Origin of the sequence: Bradyrhizobium niftali, assembly GCF_004571025.1 — a bacterium.
Lineage (GTDB): Bacteria > Pseudomonadota > Alphaproteobacteria > Rhizobiales > Xanthobacteraceae > Bradyrhizobium > Bradyrhizobium niftali.
Genome location: NZ_SPQT01000011.1, coordinates 176,939 through 194,313 on the forward strand (window position 1 = coordinate 176,939; position 17,375 = coordinate 194,313).

A 17,375-nucleotide genomic window follows, 5' to 3' on the forward strand; every position below is an offset into this window, starting at 1 on the left:
ATCTCATCGCCGCCGCGCGCTGCCGCTCGTGGCTTGTTTCTTGGCTTGCTTCTTGGCCTGTCTTTCGGCCTGCTTCTTCGGCGCCCGTTCTGGTTTTGCCGGCGCTGCCGGAGATCGTGCCGAGGACGATCCTGACGCGGCCACGGCGCCGAAATTCTGCGCAAAGCGCGCCTGCGAGCGCGCCAGGTGATTGCGCATCGCCTCGCGCGCGGCGTCCGGATCGTGCGCGGCGATCGCATCGCGCACGGCACGATGCTCGTCGAGCGCGGTGCGCCACGTGCCCGGGTTCTCGAAATAATGCGCAAGCTGCGCGAAATAGGGATTGAGGCGCTGGTCGAACAGTTCGCCGACCACGCGCACCAGAACGGCATTGCCGAGACTTCCGGCGATCGCGACATGGAACGCGCGGTCGTGGACCATCGAGGCTTCGCCGGGATGCTCGACATTCTCCATCGCGAGAAGGGACGCGTCGATGCGGGCGAGATCGTCCCTGGTGGCGACGCGCGCGGCCTGCTCGGCGATCGCGCTTTCCAGGAATTCGCGGGCGCGCAAGAGCTCGAACGGGCCCTCGATGACGGAAGCGGTTGCGGGCGTCGCAACGGCCGCCGGCTCGATCACATAGATGCCGGATCCGACGCGGATACGGAGGCGGCCTTCGACCTCGAGCGCGATCAGGGCTTCGCGCACCGTCGGCCGCGACACTTTCAGCTGCTCGGCGAGCTCGCGCTCGGTCGGCAAGCGGCTGCCGACCGCGTACTCGCCGCTGTCGATCAGGCTTCGCAATTGATCGGCGACCTGGCGATAGAGCCGTCTCGCCTCCACAGCTTCCAGCGGCACGCTGGCCTCCCCGAAAGGTCTCGCTGGGAAGCATCGCCCCCGGCGGCCCGCCAATTTTTGGAAAATTGGTCTTACCAATTGACCGGAGCATTGACCGAGGACGGGCGCCATGTCAAGCAGCGGCAAAGCAAAGGGGAGACGTCCATGCGTCTTAATTCGACGCGCCTTGGCCGCGCCAATCTCGACCGGCTGCCACCTGGCATCCGCCGCCCGGCCTATGATCGTTCGCGCGTCACGCCCGGCATCGTGCATCTCGGCCTCGGGGCCTTTCATCGCGCGCATCAGGCCGTCGTCATCGACGATTGCCTTGCCACCGGGGCCGCATCCTGGGGCATCGTCGGCGCGAGCCTGCGCAGCCCGGATACGCGCGACGCCCTCACCCCGCAGGATCATCTCTACACCGTTGCCGTGCGTGCTGCCGAAGGCACCGAGCACCGCGTCATCGGCGCGCTGCTCGACAGCGTCGTCGCACGCGAGAACCCGGCGCGGCTGATCGAGCGGATGGCCGATCCCGCCATTCGCATCGTCTCGCTCACCGTCACCGAGAAAGGCTATTGCCACACGCCGCAGACCGGCGATCTCGACGAGCGGCACCCGGACGTCGTGCACGATCTGAACAATTTTGACGCGCCGCGCTCGGCGCCCGGCTTCATCGTGGCTGCACTTGCGCGCCGCAGGGCGCAGGGGCTTCCGCCCTTCACCGTGCTGTGCTGCGACAACCTCGCCGCCAACGGCCACACCGTGCAGCGGATCGTGACGCAGTTCGCGGCGCTGCGCTCGAAGGATCTCGGCAAGTGGATCGCGGATACCGCGGCGTTTCCTTCGACCATGGTCGACCGCATCGTGCCGGAGACGACGGATGCCGACCGCGATGCGGTGTCATCGGCGCTGGGCTTCCGCGACGCCTGGCCCGTGATGACAGAACCGTTCACGCAATGGGTGGTCGAGGACCGCTTCACAGCGGGCCGGCCCGATCTTGCCGCCACAGGCGTCGAGCTCGTCACCGACGTCAAGCCGTTCGAGCTGATGAAGCTGCGGCTGCTCAACGCCAGCCATTCGGCGCTCGCCTATCTCGGCTATCTCGCCGGCTACGAGACCATCGCAGACACCATGCAGGATCCGCATTTCGCCCGTCTCGCCGCGCAGGTGATGGAAGAGGCCGCGGTGACGCTGACGATGCCGGCTGGCACTGATCTCGCCGCCTATCGTGCCTCGCTGCTCAAGCGCTTTGCCAATCCGGCCCTGCATCACCGCACCTGGCAGATCGCGATGGACGGCTCGCAAAAGCTGCCGCAGCGCCTGCTCGGCGCGATGCGGGATCGCCTCGCCAAGAACCTGCCGATCGCGACGCATGCGCTCGCGGTCGCCGGCTGGATGCGCTACGTCACCGCGCGCGACGAGCAGGGCGGCGCCATCGACGTGCGCGATCCGCTGGCCGGCGAGTTCGCAGGCTTGGCGCGCGAGGCGGGCCCCGTCGCCGAACGGCTCGCCCCCGCACTGCTCGGGGTCGAGAAGGTGTTCGGGCCGCTGGGTGCCGAGCCGCGTCTGCGCGAGGCCGTGACCGCGGCGCTCGGCCGTCTCTATAAGGATGGCGCGCGGCGGGCGGTGGAGACGCACGTTTCCGCGTGACGGCAATCCCGAACGTCGATGCTGCACTGCGGTCAAAATCGACGGAAGTCTCGCTTGATTTTTGCCTGTCCTTGGCCCACCCGAGAGCCATGGCAAAGGACAGCAAGGTCATCGCCGCGAACGCGGCCTTCTACGCCGCCTTTTCGACGGGCGACTTCGCCGGCATGGAACGGATGTGGGCGGATGACGACGCCATTTCCTGCATCCATCCCGGCTGGCCGGCGATCATCGGGCGGGCCACCGTGATCGGGAGCTGGCGCGACATCCTGCAAAATCCCGAGCGGCCGCAGATCGTCTGCGCCGAACCGCAGGCCATCGTCGACGGCGACAGCGCGCGCGTGCTCTGCATCGAGATCGTCGACGGCACCGCCTTGGCCGCGGCCAACCATTTTCGCCGCGTCGGCGACGACTGGCGCCTGGTTCACCATCAATCGAGCCCGATTGCGCAGATTGTCGAGCAGGCTGAAGACGATAGAACGAGTCACCGCGTTCACTGAAGGCGGCAGGGACGCACGCCCGTTCTACTGTGTATGGGGTTGTTTTTCAGTTTTTGAGTTGGCGACCTCATCCCAGCCCCGACAGATCGTCCAGTACGACCCGCGCCGCGCTGAAATCATCGTCCCGGAAGAACATGCTGCGCGTGATCAGAACCGGGATATTCGCCCGCGACGCCGCGATCATCCCGTTGGCGGAATCCTCGATCGCGACGCAGTCGGAAGCCTCCAGCTTCAGCCGCGCCAGGACTTCGAGATAGACATCCGGCGCAGGCTTCTTGTCGCGGACGTCGTCGCCGGCAACGATCGCATCGAAATCCGCGGCCCAGCGCTTTCCCAGCGCTTGCGACAGCAGCGCATCGATGTTGCCGTGTGAGGTGGTGGTCGCGATCGCCAGCCGCTGGCCGCGCGCCTTCGCCGCGGTGAGAAGGTCCGTCACGCCCGGCCGCAGCGGGCAACAGCCCGTCTCGATCAGTCCGGCGTAATGCGCGGTCTTGACGCGGTGGAGTTCGGCGATGTCGGCATCCGATAATGGCGACGCGTTCTCTCGCCTTCCATGGTAAGCGCGAATGCGCTCCTTGCCGCCTGTCACCCGCAGCAGGTCCTTGTAGACGGCGCGATCCCAATGCCAGTCGAGACCGTGGCGGACAAAGGCGTGGTTGAAGGCCTGCCGATGCAGTTCCTCCGTCTCGGCAAGGGTGCCATCGACATCGAAGATCAGCGCGGCCGCGCGCCGGATCAGTTCGCTGGCGTCGGTTGGCTCAATCGTGGCCGCTTCTGCCTGCATGATCGACACTTCCCGCATGACGTCTCCGTGACGAGCGATCATCGCCTGCACTGGCAGGCGCGTAAAATTGCAATATCTTTTGCCGGACCCAAAAATCCCTTATGAGCGGGGGCGCGCCGGGGCGCGAACGGGAACTCCGACCTGCACGGGAGAGGCATGCGGCTCTTCATTCTAGGCTTCGGCTACAGCGCCAGGCATTTCGTCCGCAGATTCGGCGGCGCCTTCTCGCACATTGCCGGCACGGTGCGCGATCCCGCGAAACGGGACGACCTTGCAGGCATCGAGGTGCATCCGTTTTCCGGGAGCCGTCCGGCGCGCGAGACGGCTGAACGCATCTGCGACGCCGATGTCCTTCTGGTATCGGTCCCGCCCGGCAGCGGCGGCGATCCCGCAATCGCGGCCTTCGCGGACGTGCTGGCCGCGGGCCGTCAACGCAAGATCATCTACCTGTCCACGATCGGCGTGTATGGCGATCACGCAGGCAGCTGGGTGGACGAGAGCACGCCGCCGCAGGCCGCCCTCGACCGCACACGCATGCGGCTCGCAGCGGAGCAGGCCTGGACGGATATGGGGCGCGGCGATGTCGCGATCCTGCGGCTTGCAGGCATCTACGGTCCCGGCCGCAACGCGCTGGTGACGCTGCGCACCGGAACGGCCCGGCGCGTCATCAAGCCCGGACAGGTCTTCAACCGCATCCACACCGACGACATCGCAAGTGCAATCATGGCCGCGGTTCATCACCAGGGCAGCGGCACCTGGAACGTCTGCGACGACGAGCCCGCACCGCCGCAGGACGTGATCGCCTATGCCGCGGAGCTCATGGGCGTTGCGCCGCCGCCCGAAGAGGCGTTCGGGACTGCCGAGATGTCCGCGATGGCACGCAGCTTCTATGCCAGCAGCGCCCGTGTCTCCAACGCGAAATTGAAGCGCGAGCTCGGCGTCACGCTCGCCCATCCGACCTACCGGCACGGCCTGGATGCGCTGTGGCGCGCCGGCGAAGGACGATAGGTTCGGCCATCTCCGACGCGTCCCAGACATGCCCTGCCCGCGCTTGACTTCGCTCCGGTGCGATCGTGATCTACGCATTCAGCGAGCCACTGCATAACGAGCTCGCCCCTTGGGAGGATACAATGAAGAAGACGATCGCCATGATCGCGGCGGCGGCTGCCGTCATCACGTTCGGTGCGGCGCGCGCCGCACCGCTGCCCGAAGCCAACCCTGATGACGCCGGCTTCTCGAAGCAGGGTCTTGCGCGGCTCGACAGTTTCTTCGCGCGCGAGATTGCAGCCAAGCGTGTGCCGGGTGCAGTCGTCGCGGTGGCGCGGGACGGCAAGCTCGTGCACTACAAGGCCTACGGCATGCTCGATCCGGACAAGGGCACGCCGATGCCCGTTGACGCGATCTTCGCACTGGCTTCGATGACCAAGCCGATGGCAGCGGTCGCCGGCTTGACGCTGATGGAGCAGGGCCGGCTGCCGCTCCAGGCCAGGCTGTCCGATTACTATCCCGGCTTTGCCGACATGAAGGTCGGCGTGCCCCAATCCGACGGCTCGCTCAAGCTCGAGCCACAGGCCTCGCCGATCTTCATCCACGATCTCTACCGGCATACGTCCGGATTGATGTATGGCGGCCGCCCGGACTCATCGAGCCCGGTGGCGCGGCAATACCCTGACGGCGTCGCGCCGGCGATCGAAGGCGAAACCCACGCCTTCATCGAGCGCATGACAAAGCTGCCGCTGGCGCATCAGCCCTCGACCGAGTTCGAATACGGGTTTTCGATCGACGTGCTCGGCGCCGTCGTCGAGAAGGTGAGCGAGCAGCGGCTCGGCGACTATCTCGCCGCCAATGTGTGGCAGCCGCTCGGCATGAAGGACGCGACCTTCCACCCGACCGACGCGCAACGCCCTCGCCTCGCCCGCCCGTTCGCCAACGATCCGCTGACGGGGAAGCCGCAAGCCATCAAGCTGCTGGACACGCCGACCAGGTTCGACTGCGGCGGCGCCTGTTCGTTCGCGACGGTCGGCGACTATATCCGCTTCGGGCAGATGCTGCTCAACGGTGGCGAGCTCGACGGCCAGCGCATCCTCGGCCCGAAGACCGTGCATCACATGACGACCAACCATCTCGGCCCCGAGATCAAGAACAACGTGGCGAACGTCGAGCCGCATCGCGCCGGTTTCGGCTTTGGCCTCGCGGTTGCGGTCCGCACCAGCGAAGGGCTGTCGTCGGTCCCCGGCAATCCCGGCGAGTTCACCTGGAACGGCGCGTTCGGGACGCAGTTCTTCTGCGATCCCAACGAGCGGCTTGTCGTAGTGGTGGGAACGGCGGCGCCCGGTGAGCTCCGGAAATACTATCGCGAGCAGGTCCAGGACATCGTCTATGGCGCGATGGTGAAGTAGCGTCAGCGCGCCTTGATAGAGAAAGGGCGGCCGATCGGCCGCCCTCTAGAATCCAGCGTCAGCTTAGGACGCCGTATTTCTTGAACCAGGCCTCGGCCTGCTTCCAGGCATCTTCCGCGGCGTCCTTGCGGTAGCTGCCGCGGTAGTCGGCATGGAAGCCGTGCGGCGCTTCGGGGTAGATCTTGAATTCAGCCGTCTTCTTGTTCTGCTCGAGCGCCGCCTTGAGCTGCTCGACCTGGGCGACGGGAATGCCGGTATCGGCGCCGCCATAGAGGCCGAGCACGGGTGCCCTCATCTCGGGTGCGAGCTGGAGGGGGCTCTTCGGCCACAGCGGGTTGGCGGGGTCGACCACCGTCCCATAGAAGGCGACACCCGCCTTGAGAGTACCGCCGTGAGCGGCATATTCCCAGACGGTGCGCCCGCCGCGGCAGAAGCCGATGATGCCGAGCTTGGCGGTTTCGCCGCCCTGCGATCCCGCCCACGCCACCGTCGCATCGAGATCGGACAACAGCTCGGCATCCGGCTTCACATTCACGACCGCCAGCAAGTCCTTGATGTCGGTGACCTTGGTCAGGTCGACGCCCTTGCGGAAGTAATAGTCGGGCGCGATTGCGAATGCGCCGAGCTTGGCCAGGCGCCGCGTCACGTCCTTGATGTATTCATGCAGGCCGAAGATCTCCATCGCCACGATGATCACCGGCGCCTTGGTGTTGCCGGCGGGGCGGGCGAAATAGGCGGGCATCTCCTCGGAGCCGACCTTGATCCTGGCGTCGCCGGCCTGGAGGCCGCTGGTGTCCGTCGTGATGATGTCGGCACGGACTGGACCTGCCGCGAGCGTGTAGCCGGCGGCGACGGCCGCGGTAGCGCTCATGAATCCGCGGCGCGAGACCGGGGCAACTTTCGTCAGCCCGACGACGTCGGATGTCATGGTCGTTTCGAAACTCATCAGTCTATCCTTCCTGCTGCCTGCAATGGTACCCCCGGGGGCGACGCATTCGCCAATAGTCGCCGGGGAAACGCAAATCACCAGCCTGCGAGCATGTAGTCTTCAGGCCTGCATGAGCCGGATCGAGATGATGCCGCGGGCCGGCGATCGTCCGCGCGCAAGGCCACGCGCAAGCTTTCCGGATTTGATCGTGTGCCCGATTTAACCGCGTGGCTGCGCTGCGGCGCAACATCCGTTAACCGAAAACGAGGGTTCTTCCGCCGCACCTCACGCGGTCAGAAGTTGCAGCCGCTCCGCCCCTTCGCGCAATTCGAAACGCTTCGCCGCAACAAATGGGCTCCATGGTGGCCGCAACGACACATCATGTTGCCCGGATGTTGCGCGCTATCGGAATCCCGCACGCGAGCCGCCGTCATTTGACTGAAATTTTCAGAAGAGTTGAGCCGTGCGGTTTACTCGAACTTTCTTTGTGACGCTCTAGTTCCACGGCCGGAAGTTCCATCTCCGGAAACGGAGAGACGGTCTTCCAAGTGCGCCCCGCCGTCCGGCCCAAGGATCGCCCGAGAGTTTCATTCTCGTCCACCCAGATTGCGCTACCCGAAGGCTCAATTGAATAAAGCTTTATCCGACCTGGATGTGAAATGAATTTGGCTCGCGAATCGATTGAACTGTTGGAGCAGGTCGCACGAATCCTGTGGTTCGAAGGCACCAAGCACGGCTTGCGCGACCGCGAGTGGATGGCGCTGCGCTTCCTCTCCCGCGCCAACCGGTTCTCCCGCACGCCCTCGGCGCTCGCGAGCTACGTCGGCACCACGCGCGGCACCGCCTCGTTCATCATCGGTGAGCTCGAGCGGCTCGGCTATCTCGAGCGAAAGCGCTCAGCCAAGGACAAGCGGTCGGTGATGCTGAGCGTCACGCAGCAGGGCAAGAAGTTCCTGGCGCGCGACCCCGTCAGCGTTCTCGTCGAGGCGATTGCCGTTCTCGACGACGAGGCCAAGATCCGCTTCCGCGACGCGCTCCGCCACGTGCTGGACCAGTCGGACGCGGCCGAGCAGCGGCACCATACCGACATCTGCAAGCGCTGCATCTTCCTCCGGGAAGATCGCACCACGGCGGACGGCAAGACGACGGTCGAGTTCAGCTGCCGCCTGTTTCGCGCGCCGATCGCGGAGCCGGAGGTCGATCTGCTATGCACCAGCTTCGAGCATCACCGCCAATAGAAGGCGCCGTCGATCAGGGCGTTGCCTTGCGCGACGAATAGATCACGCCCCCGCTGGATTCGACCACCAGGCGCCCGTTCTCGTTCCGGATCTCCTCGATGCGGCCAAGGCCGGGCACCTGCTGCCCCAGCACGGCCTCGATGACGCCGTTCGGGCTTTGCAGGATCGCAATCCCCTCATAGGCCTGGCGCACCGACCAGCCCTTGACCACCTTCCGCGGCGCCGATGCGCGCTCGGAGGGAGGCACCGAGCCCGTGACCTCGGGCGCTGCGAGCGAAGCCATCATGGGCGCGGCCTGTGACGGCTGCGATTGCGCCAAAGTCGGCGCCGGAGCCTGGGCTTGCGCCTGGGCGAGCTTGTCGAGCTTCACCGTCGAGGACGAGCTCACCCGCTCGATGCGGTCCAGATTCTCGGCAAACCTGCCGAAGCGATCATTGGTCGCCTTGCTCGATTGATCGACCGCGGTGCGCAGGCCGTCGAGATTTTCGGACACGCCCGACACCTGCTTGCGCAACTGGGCGACGGTCTCGCGCAGATTCCTGATCTCCGTATTGGCCGCGACATTGTTCTGGGCGGGCTGCGTGGTGAGATAGGCGATCACGCCGGTGCAGGCGCAGACCACCAGCACGGCGGCGACCGCCAATGTCGCGAGCGGCGCGACCCAGGTCGGACGGGGCGGCGGCGGCTTGGCCACGATCACGGCCGGCTTCATCACGACCGGCGCAGGCTTGGGTATCGCCATCTTGTCGAGGCGCGCCTTGGCGCGAATGCGCTTCAGCCCCTCGAGCGCCTCTTTAGCCAACGCTTCATCGCTCGCCGCAGCCGACGCACGCTTCGCGCTCGCGGCGGGCTTGGCCGTTTGCGTCGCGTTGTCCTTTGTATTGCCTGGCGCCGGAGCCGGCTTCGCCGCCGCGGAAACGTCAGCAGTCTCGTTGGGACGAGCTTTTCCATCGGACAACATGCAAGAATGCTCCGTTCGGTTCGATCTATCGAACGACGAATTTATTTGTCGAAGCTTGCCCGAAACGTGCGCATCGAAATCTTTTCATCGCGCCCGACGCGACGTCGCATGAGTCGAAAGCGTCACGCACGTGGCAAGAGTGCGACTCGAAAGACACACCCTCGCCAAGATTTCGCCAAGCTGGAGTCGCCTCGCCGTACATGAGTCGAATTGTCGCATGTGGAAAAGCGGTGGAGAGAGTCAATCCGGGGTTGAAAACCCCTCCATGCGCCTACCCCGCAGCAGCACCCAAAACAGCTGTGATTATACGAGGATGCGGAACTATAGAACCGTCACGGTGCAAAACTAGTTCGGAATCCAAATCAACTGATACGATTGAATATATCAAGAAACAACTCGAAACAAATCAACAACATCAAACACACATAGCAATCGCTTTGTTGCGCGCGCTTGATCGGAAATCGGCAATTGTTACGGTCCTACTCAAGTGATTCTCGCCAGTTGGCGAGGAGATCAGCAAAGTTCGGTAGCGTTCGGACGTGATAAGCAACTTGACGCAACTGTTCTAGGTCGCTGTCTCAATCCGCTCCGCGAGGTGATCCGCAAGACACCCGCCGGGCCTCACGCAGTAAGCGTTCAGTATCGAGTCGAAGTAACAGGCCCGCGGAAAACGCAGGCACTGAGTGCGTAGGGCTGCCCGCGAATATCGAAACCATAACAACGGTTCGCGGGATGGAAATATCGTCAAACAGCACGGTCGCCGAGCCGGGCATCACAACAACCCACCGGCCGCGACAAGTGCGAAACAGGGGCGAAAGACTGATGTATATTATCGTTGATGATCGCGAGAGCGTCGCGAACAGCTATGTTGGAGGGCTCGTTCGCGAAGGCGTATCGTCGATCGGCTTCTCCTCCGGAGAATTCTGGGACTGGCTGCAATCTGCGAGTGAATCCGACCTGGCAGCGGTCGACGCCTTCCTCCTCGGGGACTGCGACGCCCGCGGAAGCCTGCCGCGGGCGATGCGCAAGCGCTCCTCGGCGCCCATCATCGCCATGAGCGGCCAGAAGATGCTCAAGAGCACGCTAGAGCTGTTCGAATCGGGCGTTGACGACGTCGTGTACGTGCCGATTCACCTGCGCGAGATACTTGCCCGAACGGCCGCGATCGCGCGCCGCCGGGTGGGCGAGCTGCCGAGACCCTGCGAGACCAGGATCCAGGTCTTCTTCAACGGACGCGACCCCGAGATCGCGGGCCACGCCCTCACCCTGCCCCGCCGCGAATTGCGCATTCTCGAATATATGGTCAGCAACCACGGCAAGTGGATCACCAAGACGCAGATCTTCAACGCGGTCTACGGCATCTTCGAGTCGACCTTCGACGAGAGCGTGATCGAGAGCCACGTCAGCAAACTGCGCAAGAAGCTCCGCGACCGCCTCGGCTTCGACGCGATCGTGGCCCGGCGCTACGTCGGATACCGCCTCAACATCCCCGCCGGCGAGACCGTCGACGTGCCGATGCAGGATCTCGACGAGGTCGGCATCCTCCTCAACAGGGCGCATGCCGTCCCGGCGGCCTATCCAGCCGGAAACTGACGCGGCAGAGCGCTGCCGCGGAAAACGACAACGGCCTCTGCGGAGCACCTTCGCAGAGGCCGCTGCACTTTCAGCGGCGGAGACGGCAGAACGCAGGCCTCGCGGCACGAGGCGCCGCCATACCGAAGCGCGACGAGATCAGGCCCGCTTTGGAATCCTGGTCGAGCATGGTCCTCCCGGAAAGCCGCTTCGCGCCTGTCCGGATCACGCTCTAGGGCTTTTGCTGGAATTCTTCTTTCGAGACGTAGTTGAAGTCCTCGACCAGGACGTCCTGGACGACGTCGGCCTGCATCCGCTGGTTGACGCGCTGCTTGATGCCCGTCGTGAGGATCGAGAGGTCGTAACGGGCGAGCTTCCTGAAATCGAGGCGGTCGTCGGCATAGATCCTGCGGAAGGCCTCATCGACGACGAACGGCTCCGGCGGAACGTTGAGCTGGTGCATGGTCCGCGCCTCCACGGTGTAGACGAAGCGCGCGACGATGTAGCCCTGCACATTGCCGTTCTCGACCATGGGCACGCTCAGCGCCCGCGTCTTCTGGTATTGGAGGCCGTCGAGATATGCGTCCTTTGCCGGCAGCAGGCTGCCGTTTTCCTTCCAATAGGCCACGGCGTAGCTCGTGCCTGCCGTGAGGATGCAGACCCAGAGCCCGGCAAGCACGAGTCTGATCATTTTCCGTCCTGCGCTTCGCGACCGGTGTAGGTGCCGTCCGAATCGGCATCCCTGATCGCCTTGACGATGATGGTCGCGACCTCGCGCACCGCGTCGTAGTGCATTTCGAGGATGGAACGATTCCGCTCGAGCTTCTCGCGCAACCGCTGGATCTCCTCGGTGATCTCAACCTCGCTGCCGAGATGCATCCGCGCCCGCATCAGGCGGACGAACTCGAGCATGCTCCGGCTCTTGCGGGCGCTGAAGTCGTCGAAATCGATCTTCTTGCCCGTAGCTAGCGCAACCGTCTCCTCCTCGACGATAGCCTCGAGCCGGCGAATCGCCGCCAGAAGGCCGCGCACCTCGTCCGCTCTCGCCGCCTCGGCGCCGTCGACCACCGCCTCGCCGCCGACGTTCGACAGCAGCACGGGCAACAGCGCATCGTCCGATGCTGCTTCAACCGTCATTGCCCCGGTGTCCACGACCGGCTGCTCCATCACCAGGGCTGCCGCGCCTTCTTGTGCCTGCATTGGAAATTCACCCCTCAACTTCTGTCACCCATTCCCGGATCATCATCCGGCCTTCCCCGTCACGTCCGGTCCCTCCGGATGCGCGCCGGCAAGCTGTCTCGCAATGCCGATGCCCTTGCCCTTCGCGAGCTGGTTGCCGAGCTGCTCCGCCAGCATCGACTTCCAGACGCTGCCGGCGGTCCCCTTGCCGAAGAGTTCCTCGGATTCCTTCGGCAGCATCGTCTCGACGAAGGTCTGGAGGATGAACGCCTCGAACTTCCGGTAGACGTCGCCGGACGCCGGCGCCTTGATCACCTGCACCGGGGCCCCGTTCACCGCCCCCGACTGCGCTTCGGAAACCTGCGCCGCGGGTTGACCGGCAGTAGCCGCCTCGGCCTTGCCGGCCTCCGCGTCCATCGTGGCGGCGAAATCGGCGTTCGACGATTTCAGCGCATCGAGCTTCGCGGTCGCCGCGCGTTGCGTCACGGGGTCGGCGGCCTCGAGAACGTCGAGGACGAGGTCGGGCGTCGCGGTCACGATCATGTCTTGTTCCGGCTGGCTGGCCGTGGCGTCCACTCGCGCACGGTGAGGCTTGTTCCCGTCATCTCCTCGAGCGAGCGCTTTTCCGCCTCGCGAAGCTTGTCCGCGAGCGCCGCCTTGGCGACTTCCTCGAGCTGTTTCACACGCCGGCTCTCCGCACGAACCTGGTCGAGCTGCCGCGAAGCCTGCTCCTTCACGGCGCGCGCACCGACGCTCGTCCTGTTGAGGCGCCGCGCGATCGACTCGCTCGACGATCCCGCCGGCGGCCTCCCCTCGTTCAGCGCCCCGACCAGCCATTCCTGCTCGTCCTGCAAGCTGCGCTCCTGCTGCCGCAAGTGTGCGAGCTGCCATTCGGACAGCCGGAGCTGGAGCTTCACGAGCGAGACCATCCGACCGAGCTTGTCTGCGCGCGACCTCATGATGGTCATTCCGCCAGCCAGGACGAGACGCCGAGCATGAATTGCGTCAAGAGCTCGTCGCTGGTGAGATAGAGCAGCAGGAAGCCGCCGAACAGCACGAAAGGCACGGAGATGAAGTAGACGGGAATCGCCGGCGTCAGCTTGTTGATCAGGCCGACCGCCAGGTTGACGATGACCGAATAGACGATGAAGGGGCTCGTGATCCGCAGTGTCAGCACGAACGCCTCCGACAGGCGGCCGACGAGCTGGTCGAGCGCCATGCTGCCGCCGAGCCTGTCGCCGGGATGCCAAACGTCGTAGGAGTTCATCAGCCCGCGCAGCACCTGCCAGTGCTGGTCGGTCATGAAGAACAGCGTGGTGACGGACGCCATGATCAGCGGCACCAGGGCCGGCGCCGGATCGGTGTCGGCGATCGGAGTGCCCGGGATGTTGCTCAGCCCGATCGCACTGGCCATCACGGTCGCCATGGTCTGAAGCGCGAGGAAGAACACGCGCCCGCCGAGGCCGATGACGCTGCCGACCAGGATCTCGGAGCCGATCAGGAGCGCCAGCGTCAGCGGCGCCGCGTTGTCCGTCAGAGGCTTCAGGACCGCGATCAGGATCGGCGTCAATGCAAACGTCGTGACGAGCGCGATGAACAGGCGGACCTGGGCCGGAACGTTGACGCTGGAATAGCCGGGCACGAACATCAGGCAGGCGCCGATTCGGCAGAACACGATGAACGTCACCAGCACGCTGTCGGCGAGGCTGCTGATCACGATATGGCTCCGAGCGCCCTGATCTCGGCGCTGCGCGCAACCTCCACATGCGACAGGACCGGCAGTGTCGGGAACACCCGCTCCAGGATCATCCGGACATAGGGTCGGGCTTCCGGGGTCACCGCCAGCACCACGCTGGTGCCGTTCTCGGTGAACTTGCGGATCGCGGCGCTGGCGTCCGTCGCGAACTGCTCGATCAGGCGCGGATCGGCGTCGAATTCGACGACGTCGCCCTTGGGGTCGCGCTTCAGGCTCTGGTGGAAGGCGAGATCCCAGCGATTGCCGAGGCGGACCACGTTGAGCACGCCGTTGTCGGAGAGGTCACCACAGATCTGCTGGGCAAGACGCGTGCGGACATGTTCTGCGACCTGTTCGGAGCGCCGCACATGGGGCGCGATCTCGGCGATCGCCTCCAGGATCAGATGGAGATTACGGATCGACACGCGCTCGGCCAGCAGGATCTTCAGGATCGACAGCAGGCCCGAATAGGAGATCTGTGACGGGCAGAGATCCTCGATCAGGCGCTTGTATTCGGGATCGAGCCGGTCGAGCAGCGCGCGCATGTCCTTGTAGGACAGGAGCTGGGCGAGGTTCGCCCTGATCACCTCGCTCAGATGCGTGAGCAGCACCGACAGATTGTCGACCGGCTTGCAGCCCTGCCGCCTGACTTCGTCGGTGAAGGCTTCCGTCACCCACAGCGCCTTCATGCCGAAGGCGGGTTCGATCACCTCCTCGCCGGGCACGTCGGGCTTGCCGTCCTTGTCGACCAGCACCAGCACCTCGCCGAGCCTGAGCTCGCCATGCGCGACGCGGGTGTCGTGGATCCGGATCTGGTATCCCTTGGGATCGATCGACAGATTGTCGGTGAGCTTGATCTCGGGAACGACGAAGCCGTACTGCTTGGCGAACTTCTTGCGGATCTTGGCCACGCGATGGGCAAGCTCGGTGCGCGAGCCCAACAGATGGACCGAAAGGTGGCCGCCGAGCGCCAGCTCGATCTCCGCGGTCTTGAGCGATTCCTTGACGGATTCCTTGGCCTCGGCCTGGGTGCGTTCGTCGGCCTTGCGCGCGTCCTCTTTCCGCTCCCGCGCCGCCTGCCGCCTGGGCAGCGTGTAACCGACGAAGGCCATGACGCCGCCGAGCAGCACGAACGGCGCCATCGGCAGCCCCGGCATGAAGGCGAGCACGAACATCATCAATGCGGCGGCCGACACGGCGCGCGGATAGCCGCTGAGCTGCCGCAGCACGGCCTGCTCCGCCGAGCCCCTGGTGCCGCCCTTGGAGACCAGCAGGCCCGCCGACAGCGACACGATCAGCGCCGGCATCTGCGACACCAGACCGTCGCCGACGGAGAGCTTCGTATAGACGTCGGCGGCGCGCGACAGCGTCAGGCCGTGATGGGTGACGCCGATGATGATGCCGCCGAAGATGTTGATCGCGGTGATGATCAGGCCGGCGATGGCATCGCCGCGGACGAATTTCGACGCACCGTCCATGGCGCCGAAGAATGCGCTCTCCTCTTCGAGCTCGCGGCGCCGGCGCTGAGCTTCCTTGTCGTCGATCAGGCCCGCGGACAGGTCCGCGTCGATCGCCATCTGCTTGCCGGGAATGGCGTCCAGGGTGAAGCGGGCGCCGACTTCCGCGATACGGGTCGCGCCCTTGGTGATCACGACGAAATTCACCGTGACCAGGATCGCGAAGATGATCAGGCCGATGACGAAGTCGCCGCCCATGACGAATTTCGAGAAGCCGGCGACGACATGGCCCGCGGCCTGCTCGCCCTCGCCGCCGCGTGACAGGATCAGGCGGGTGGTCGCGACGTTCAGCGCCAGCCGCAGGATCGTTGCGATCAGCAGCACGGTCGGGAAGGCGGAGAAGTCGAGCGGCCGCTGGATCCACAGCGCGACCATCAGGATCAACGCCGACAGCGCGATCGAGAAGGCGAGGCCGAGATCGATCAGGATCGGCGGGATCGGCAGGAACAGGATCGTGAGCATGGCCACGATGCCGCCTGCAAAAAAGGCATCCGCCCCGAGTCGTCGCGGGTTTGGCAGGCTAGCAGCTAACGTATCGGCCATGGGTCACCGGCAGAGGGTCCGCCCGGTAATCTGCCGCGCAAAGCTTACGCGAGGGTGGTGGCCGAGGCCTCGCGGCTCAGAAGCCGCGCTCGATATGCGAATAGACCATCTCGGTGAAGGTGGAGAGATGTGCGCCGATGAAGGAGCCGGAGATGGCGACGACCACCAGAATGACGATGATCTTCGGAACGAAGGTCAGCGTCACCTCCTGGATCTGGGTCAACGCCTGGATCAGTGCAATGATGGTGCCGACCAGCATCGCCGCCCCGACGGCAGGCCCGGAGGCGACGATGATGGTCCAGATCGCCGCCTGGACGATGTCGAGGGCGTCCCGCTCGTTCATGACTGGCTGATCGTGAGCCCGGGCCCGATCGCGACTTTCGTGCCGTTCTCGAGGGTCGCGACGGAGCCGTCGCTGTTGATGGAGACCGACTTGACCTTGCCTGAGAAGGTCGCACCGGTCGAGTCGGTGAAGCTGACGGTTTTTCCGATCAGCCCGTCGGCCTGCGACAGCGATTGCGAAGACAGCAGCGCATCCAGCTTGGTGTTGGTCTGCATGGCCTGCTCGACCGTCGAGAGCTGGGCGAACTGGCTCATATATTGCGAGGTATCCATCGGATTGGTCGGATCCTGGTTCTTCATCTCGGCGACGAGAAGCTGAAGAAAGGTATTGTAGTCGACGCTGTTGCTCGACGTGGACGTCGTGGAGCTGGTCGAACTGGACGACTTGCTGGTGCTGTCGGTCGCGCTGGTAACGTTCATCTAGCCTCTCCGCTGTCAGGCAGCCTCGAATGGGATGTCGGTGGCGACGCCGGCCAGGATGGCCTGCTCCACCGGGAACAGCGCCCGGATCCGCTTGAGCGCTTCGAAGTAACGGGTTGCCCCGACCAGCTCGTCGATCGCGACAAGCCCGTCCAGCATCTCGCGGCTTTCGCACACCGCAACCAGGGCCGCGTGGTGCTGGCCGTAGAGCGCCGAGGCATCGCGGACATCGGTCGGGTTCATCAGCATGAGCTGGACGATGAAATAGAGCTGCCGCATCGCCGTGGTGGCGTCGGAGGCCTGCATGATCTGCCCTTCGAGCAGAAACATCACGTCGTTGACGAGCTCGACGGAGACCTTGCGGTCCACGCGCAGCACCGCGCCGTTGATGTAGATCCGTTCGCCCGCCCGCAAGGAGATCTTCATTAAAGAGCGTCTCGGATCAGGCGGTTGATTTCGATGAGCTGCGTCACGTCGCCCGACCTCTCTTCGCGAAGGCGATCCGCCTCCTTGACGACCCACAAGCCGATCGAAATGATGTCGGCGCGCAGCTTGTCCGGGAGTCCGTTTTCCGGGTGCGCGAGATCCTCGATGAAGATCGTCCACAGCCGGCGCACATAGAGCAGGCTCTCGACCAGATCCTCGAAACTGAAGCGCCCTTTCTGGATCCGCTCGAGCCGGTCGATGCCGAGGCTGAGCGCCTGTCGCTCGCGGCCTCTGGCCTCATAGCCGCTCTCGTCAACGACCGCTTCATAGGCTTCAAACGTCATCAGGACCACTCTGCGCAGGAAACT

General features: G+C 64.8%; 20 protein-coding genes. 6 read left to right on the forward strand and 14 right to left on the reverse strand.

Features of this window, described 5'->3' with window-relative positions; translation table 11 throughout:
* Positions 1–3 precede the first annotated feature (3 nt).
* Entirely contained in the window at positions 4–837 is an 834-nt protein-coding gene (locus E4K65_RS20570; protein ID WP_135175718.1) for a FadR/GntR family transcriptional regulator, read from the reverse strand.
* 144 nt (positions 838–981) lie between these two features.
* On the opposite strand from E4K65_RS20570, the gene E4K65_RS20575 reads away from it, so the two are divergent.
* Together E4K65_RS20575 and E4K65_RS20580 are read left to right on the forward strand one after the other, a co-directional pair.
* On the forward strand, positions 982–2,466 hold the full coding sequence (locus E4K65_RS20575; protein WP_135175719.1) for a mannitol dehydrogenase family protein: 1,485 nt from the start codon (positions 982–984) through the stop codon (positions 2,464–2,466).
* An 89-nt stretch (positions 2,467–2,555) separates the two neighbouring features.
* Positions 2,556–2,963 (forward strand): nuclear transport factor 2 family protein, encoded by a 408-nt coding sequence (locus E4K65_RS20580; protein ID WP_027546142.1) that lies wholly within the window; start codon positions 2,556–2,558, stop codon positions 2,961–2,963.
* Positions 2,964–3,030: 67 nt separating this feature from the next.
* On the opposite strand, the gene E4K65_RS20585 is transcribed toward E4K65_RS20580, so the two are convergent.
* Positions 3,031–3,747, reverse strand: coding sequence for an HAD family hydrolase (locus E4K65_RS20585; RefSeq protein ID WP_167770996.1), 717 nt, complete (start codon positions 3,745–3,747; stop codon positions 3,031–3,033).
* 156 nt (positions 3,748–3,903) lie between these two features.
* Between E4K65_RS20585 and E4K65_RS20590 the strand changes: the two genes are divergently transcribed.
* Entirely contained in the window at positions 3,904–4,755 is an 852-nt protein-coding gene (locus E4K65_RS20590; RefSeq protein WP_135175720.1) for an SDR family oxidoreductase, read from the forward strand.
* Positions 4,756–4,877: 122 nt separating this feature from the next.
* On the forward strand, positions 4,878–6,146 hold the full coding sequence (locus E4K65_RS20595) for a serine hydrolase domain-containing protein (RefSeq protein WP_135175721.1): 1,269 nt from the start codon (positions 4,878–4,880) through the stop codon (positions 6,144–6,146).
* A gap of 58 nt (positions 6,147–6,204) precedes the next feature.
* Here E4K65_RS20595 and E4K65_RS20600 read toward each other — a convergent pair whose 3' ends face one another.
* Positions 6,205–7,092 (reverse strand): dienelactone hydrolase family protein, encoded by an 888-nt coding sequence (locus tag E4K65_RS20600; protein WP_135175777.1) that lies wholly within the window; start codon positions 7,090–7,092, stop codon positions 6,205–6,207.
* A 641-nt stretch (positions 7,093–7,733) separates the two neighbouring features.
* Between E4K65_RS20600 and E4K65_RS20610 the strand changes: the two genes are divergently transcribed.
* Positions 7,734–8,312 (forward strand): MarR family winged helix-turn-helix transcriptional regulator, encoded by a 579-nt coding sequence (locus E4K65_RS20610; protein WP_135175722.1) that lies wholly within the window; start codon positions 7,734–7,736, stop codon positions 8,310–8,312.
* A gap of 13 nt (positions 8,313–8,325) precedes the next feature.
* Here E4K65_RS20610 and E4K65_RS20615 read toward each other — a convergent pair whose 3' ends face one another.
* Entirely contained in the window at positions 8,326–9,273 is a 948-nt protein-coding gene (locus E4K65_RS20615; RefSeq protein WP_135175723.1) for a hypothetical protein, read from the reverse strand.
* 822 nt (positions 9,274–10,095) lie between these two features.
* Between E4K65_RS20615 and E4K65_RS20625 the strand changes: the two genes are divergently transcribed.
* Positions 10,096–10,866, forward strand: coding sequence for a response regulator transcription factor (locus E4K65_RS20625; protein ID WP_027546136.1), 771 nt, complete (start codon positions 10,096–10,098; stop codon positions 10,864–10,866).
* 211 nt (positions 10,867–11,077) lie between these two features.
* On the opposite strand, the gene E4K65_RS20630 is transcribed toward E4K65_RS20625, so the two are convergent.
* From E4K65_RS20630 to flaF, 10 genes are all read right to left on the reverse strand, one after another.
* Entirely contained in the window at positions 11,078–11,536 is a 459-nt protein-coding gene (locus E4K65_RS20630; protein ID WP_135175725.1) for a hypothetical protein, read from the reverse strand.
* On the reverse strand, positions 11,533–12,045 hold the full coding sequence (locus tag E4K65_RS20635) for a flagellar biosynthesis protein FlgN (RefSeq protein ID WP_135175726.1): 513 nt from the start codon (positions 12,043–12,045) through the stop codon (positions 11,533–11,535). Before E4K65_RS20635 ends, E4K65_RS20630 begins: the two co-directional genes overlap by 4 nt.
* Before the next feature lie 42 nt (positions 12,046–12,087).
* Positions 12,088–12,567, reverse strand: coding sequence for a rod-binding protein (locus tag E4K65_RS20640; RefSeq protein WP_167770977.1), 480 nt, complete (start codon positions 12,565–12,567; stop codon positions 12,088–12,090).
* Positions 12,564–12,983 (reverse strand): hypothetical protein, encoded by a 420-nt coding sequence (locus E4K65_RS20645; RefSeq protein WP_135175728.1) that lies wholly within the window; start codon positions 12,981–12,983, stop codon positions 12,564–12,566. Before E4K65_RS20645 ends, E4K65_RS20640 begins: the two co-directional genes overlap by 4 nt.
* A gap of 5 nt (positions 12,984–12,988) precedes the next feature.
* Entirely contained in the window at positions 12,989–13,741 is a 753-nt protein-coding gene (gene fliR / locus E4K65_RS20650) for a flagellar biosynthesis protein FliR (RefSeq protein WP_135175729.1), read from the reverse strand.
* A complete protein-coding gene (gene flhA / locus E4K65_RS20655; protein WP_135175730.1) occupies positions 13,738–15,819 on the reverse strand; it encodes a flagellar biosynthesis protein FlhA in 2,082 nt (693 codons plus the stop codon). The genes fliR and flhA overlap by 4 nt, the downstream gene beginning before the upstream one ends.
* A gap of 76 nt (positions 15,820–15,895) precedes the next feature.
* On the reverse strand, positions 15,896–16,162 hold the full coding sequence (gene fliQ, locus E4K65_RS20660) for a flagellar biosynthesis protein FliQ (RefSeq protein WP_008130649.1): 267 nt from the start codon (positions 16,160–16,162) through the stop codon (positions 15,896–15,898).
* Positions 16,159–16,581: a flagellar hook assembly protein FlgD gene (gene flgD, locus E4K65_RS20665; RefSeq protein WP_027546129.1), complete on the reverse strand. Its 423-nt coding sequence runs from the start codon at positions 16,579–16,581 to the stop codon at positions 16,159–16,161. Before flgD ends, fliQ begins: the two co-directional genes overlap by 4 nt.
* A 15-nt stretch (positions 16,582–16,596) precedes the next feature.
* Positions 16,597–17,007 (reverse strand): flagellar biosynthesis repressor FlbT, encoded by a 411-nt coding sequence (gene flbT, locus E4K65_RS20670; protein WP_011089592.1) that lies wholly within the window; start codon positions 17,005–17,007, stop codon positions 16,597–16,599.
* Positions 17,007–17,351 carry a flagellar biosynthesis regulator FlaF gene (flaF, locus tag E4K65_RS20675; RefSeq protein WP_167770978.1) on the reverse strand — a complete coding sequence of 115 codons (345 nt, stop codon included), beginning with the start codon at positions 17,349–17,351 and terminating at the stop codon, positions 17,007–17,009. Before flaF ends, flbT begins: the two co-directional genes overlap by 1 nt.
* Positions 17,352–17,375: the final 24 nt, after the last annotated feature.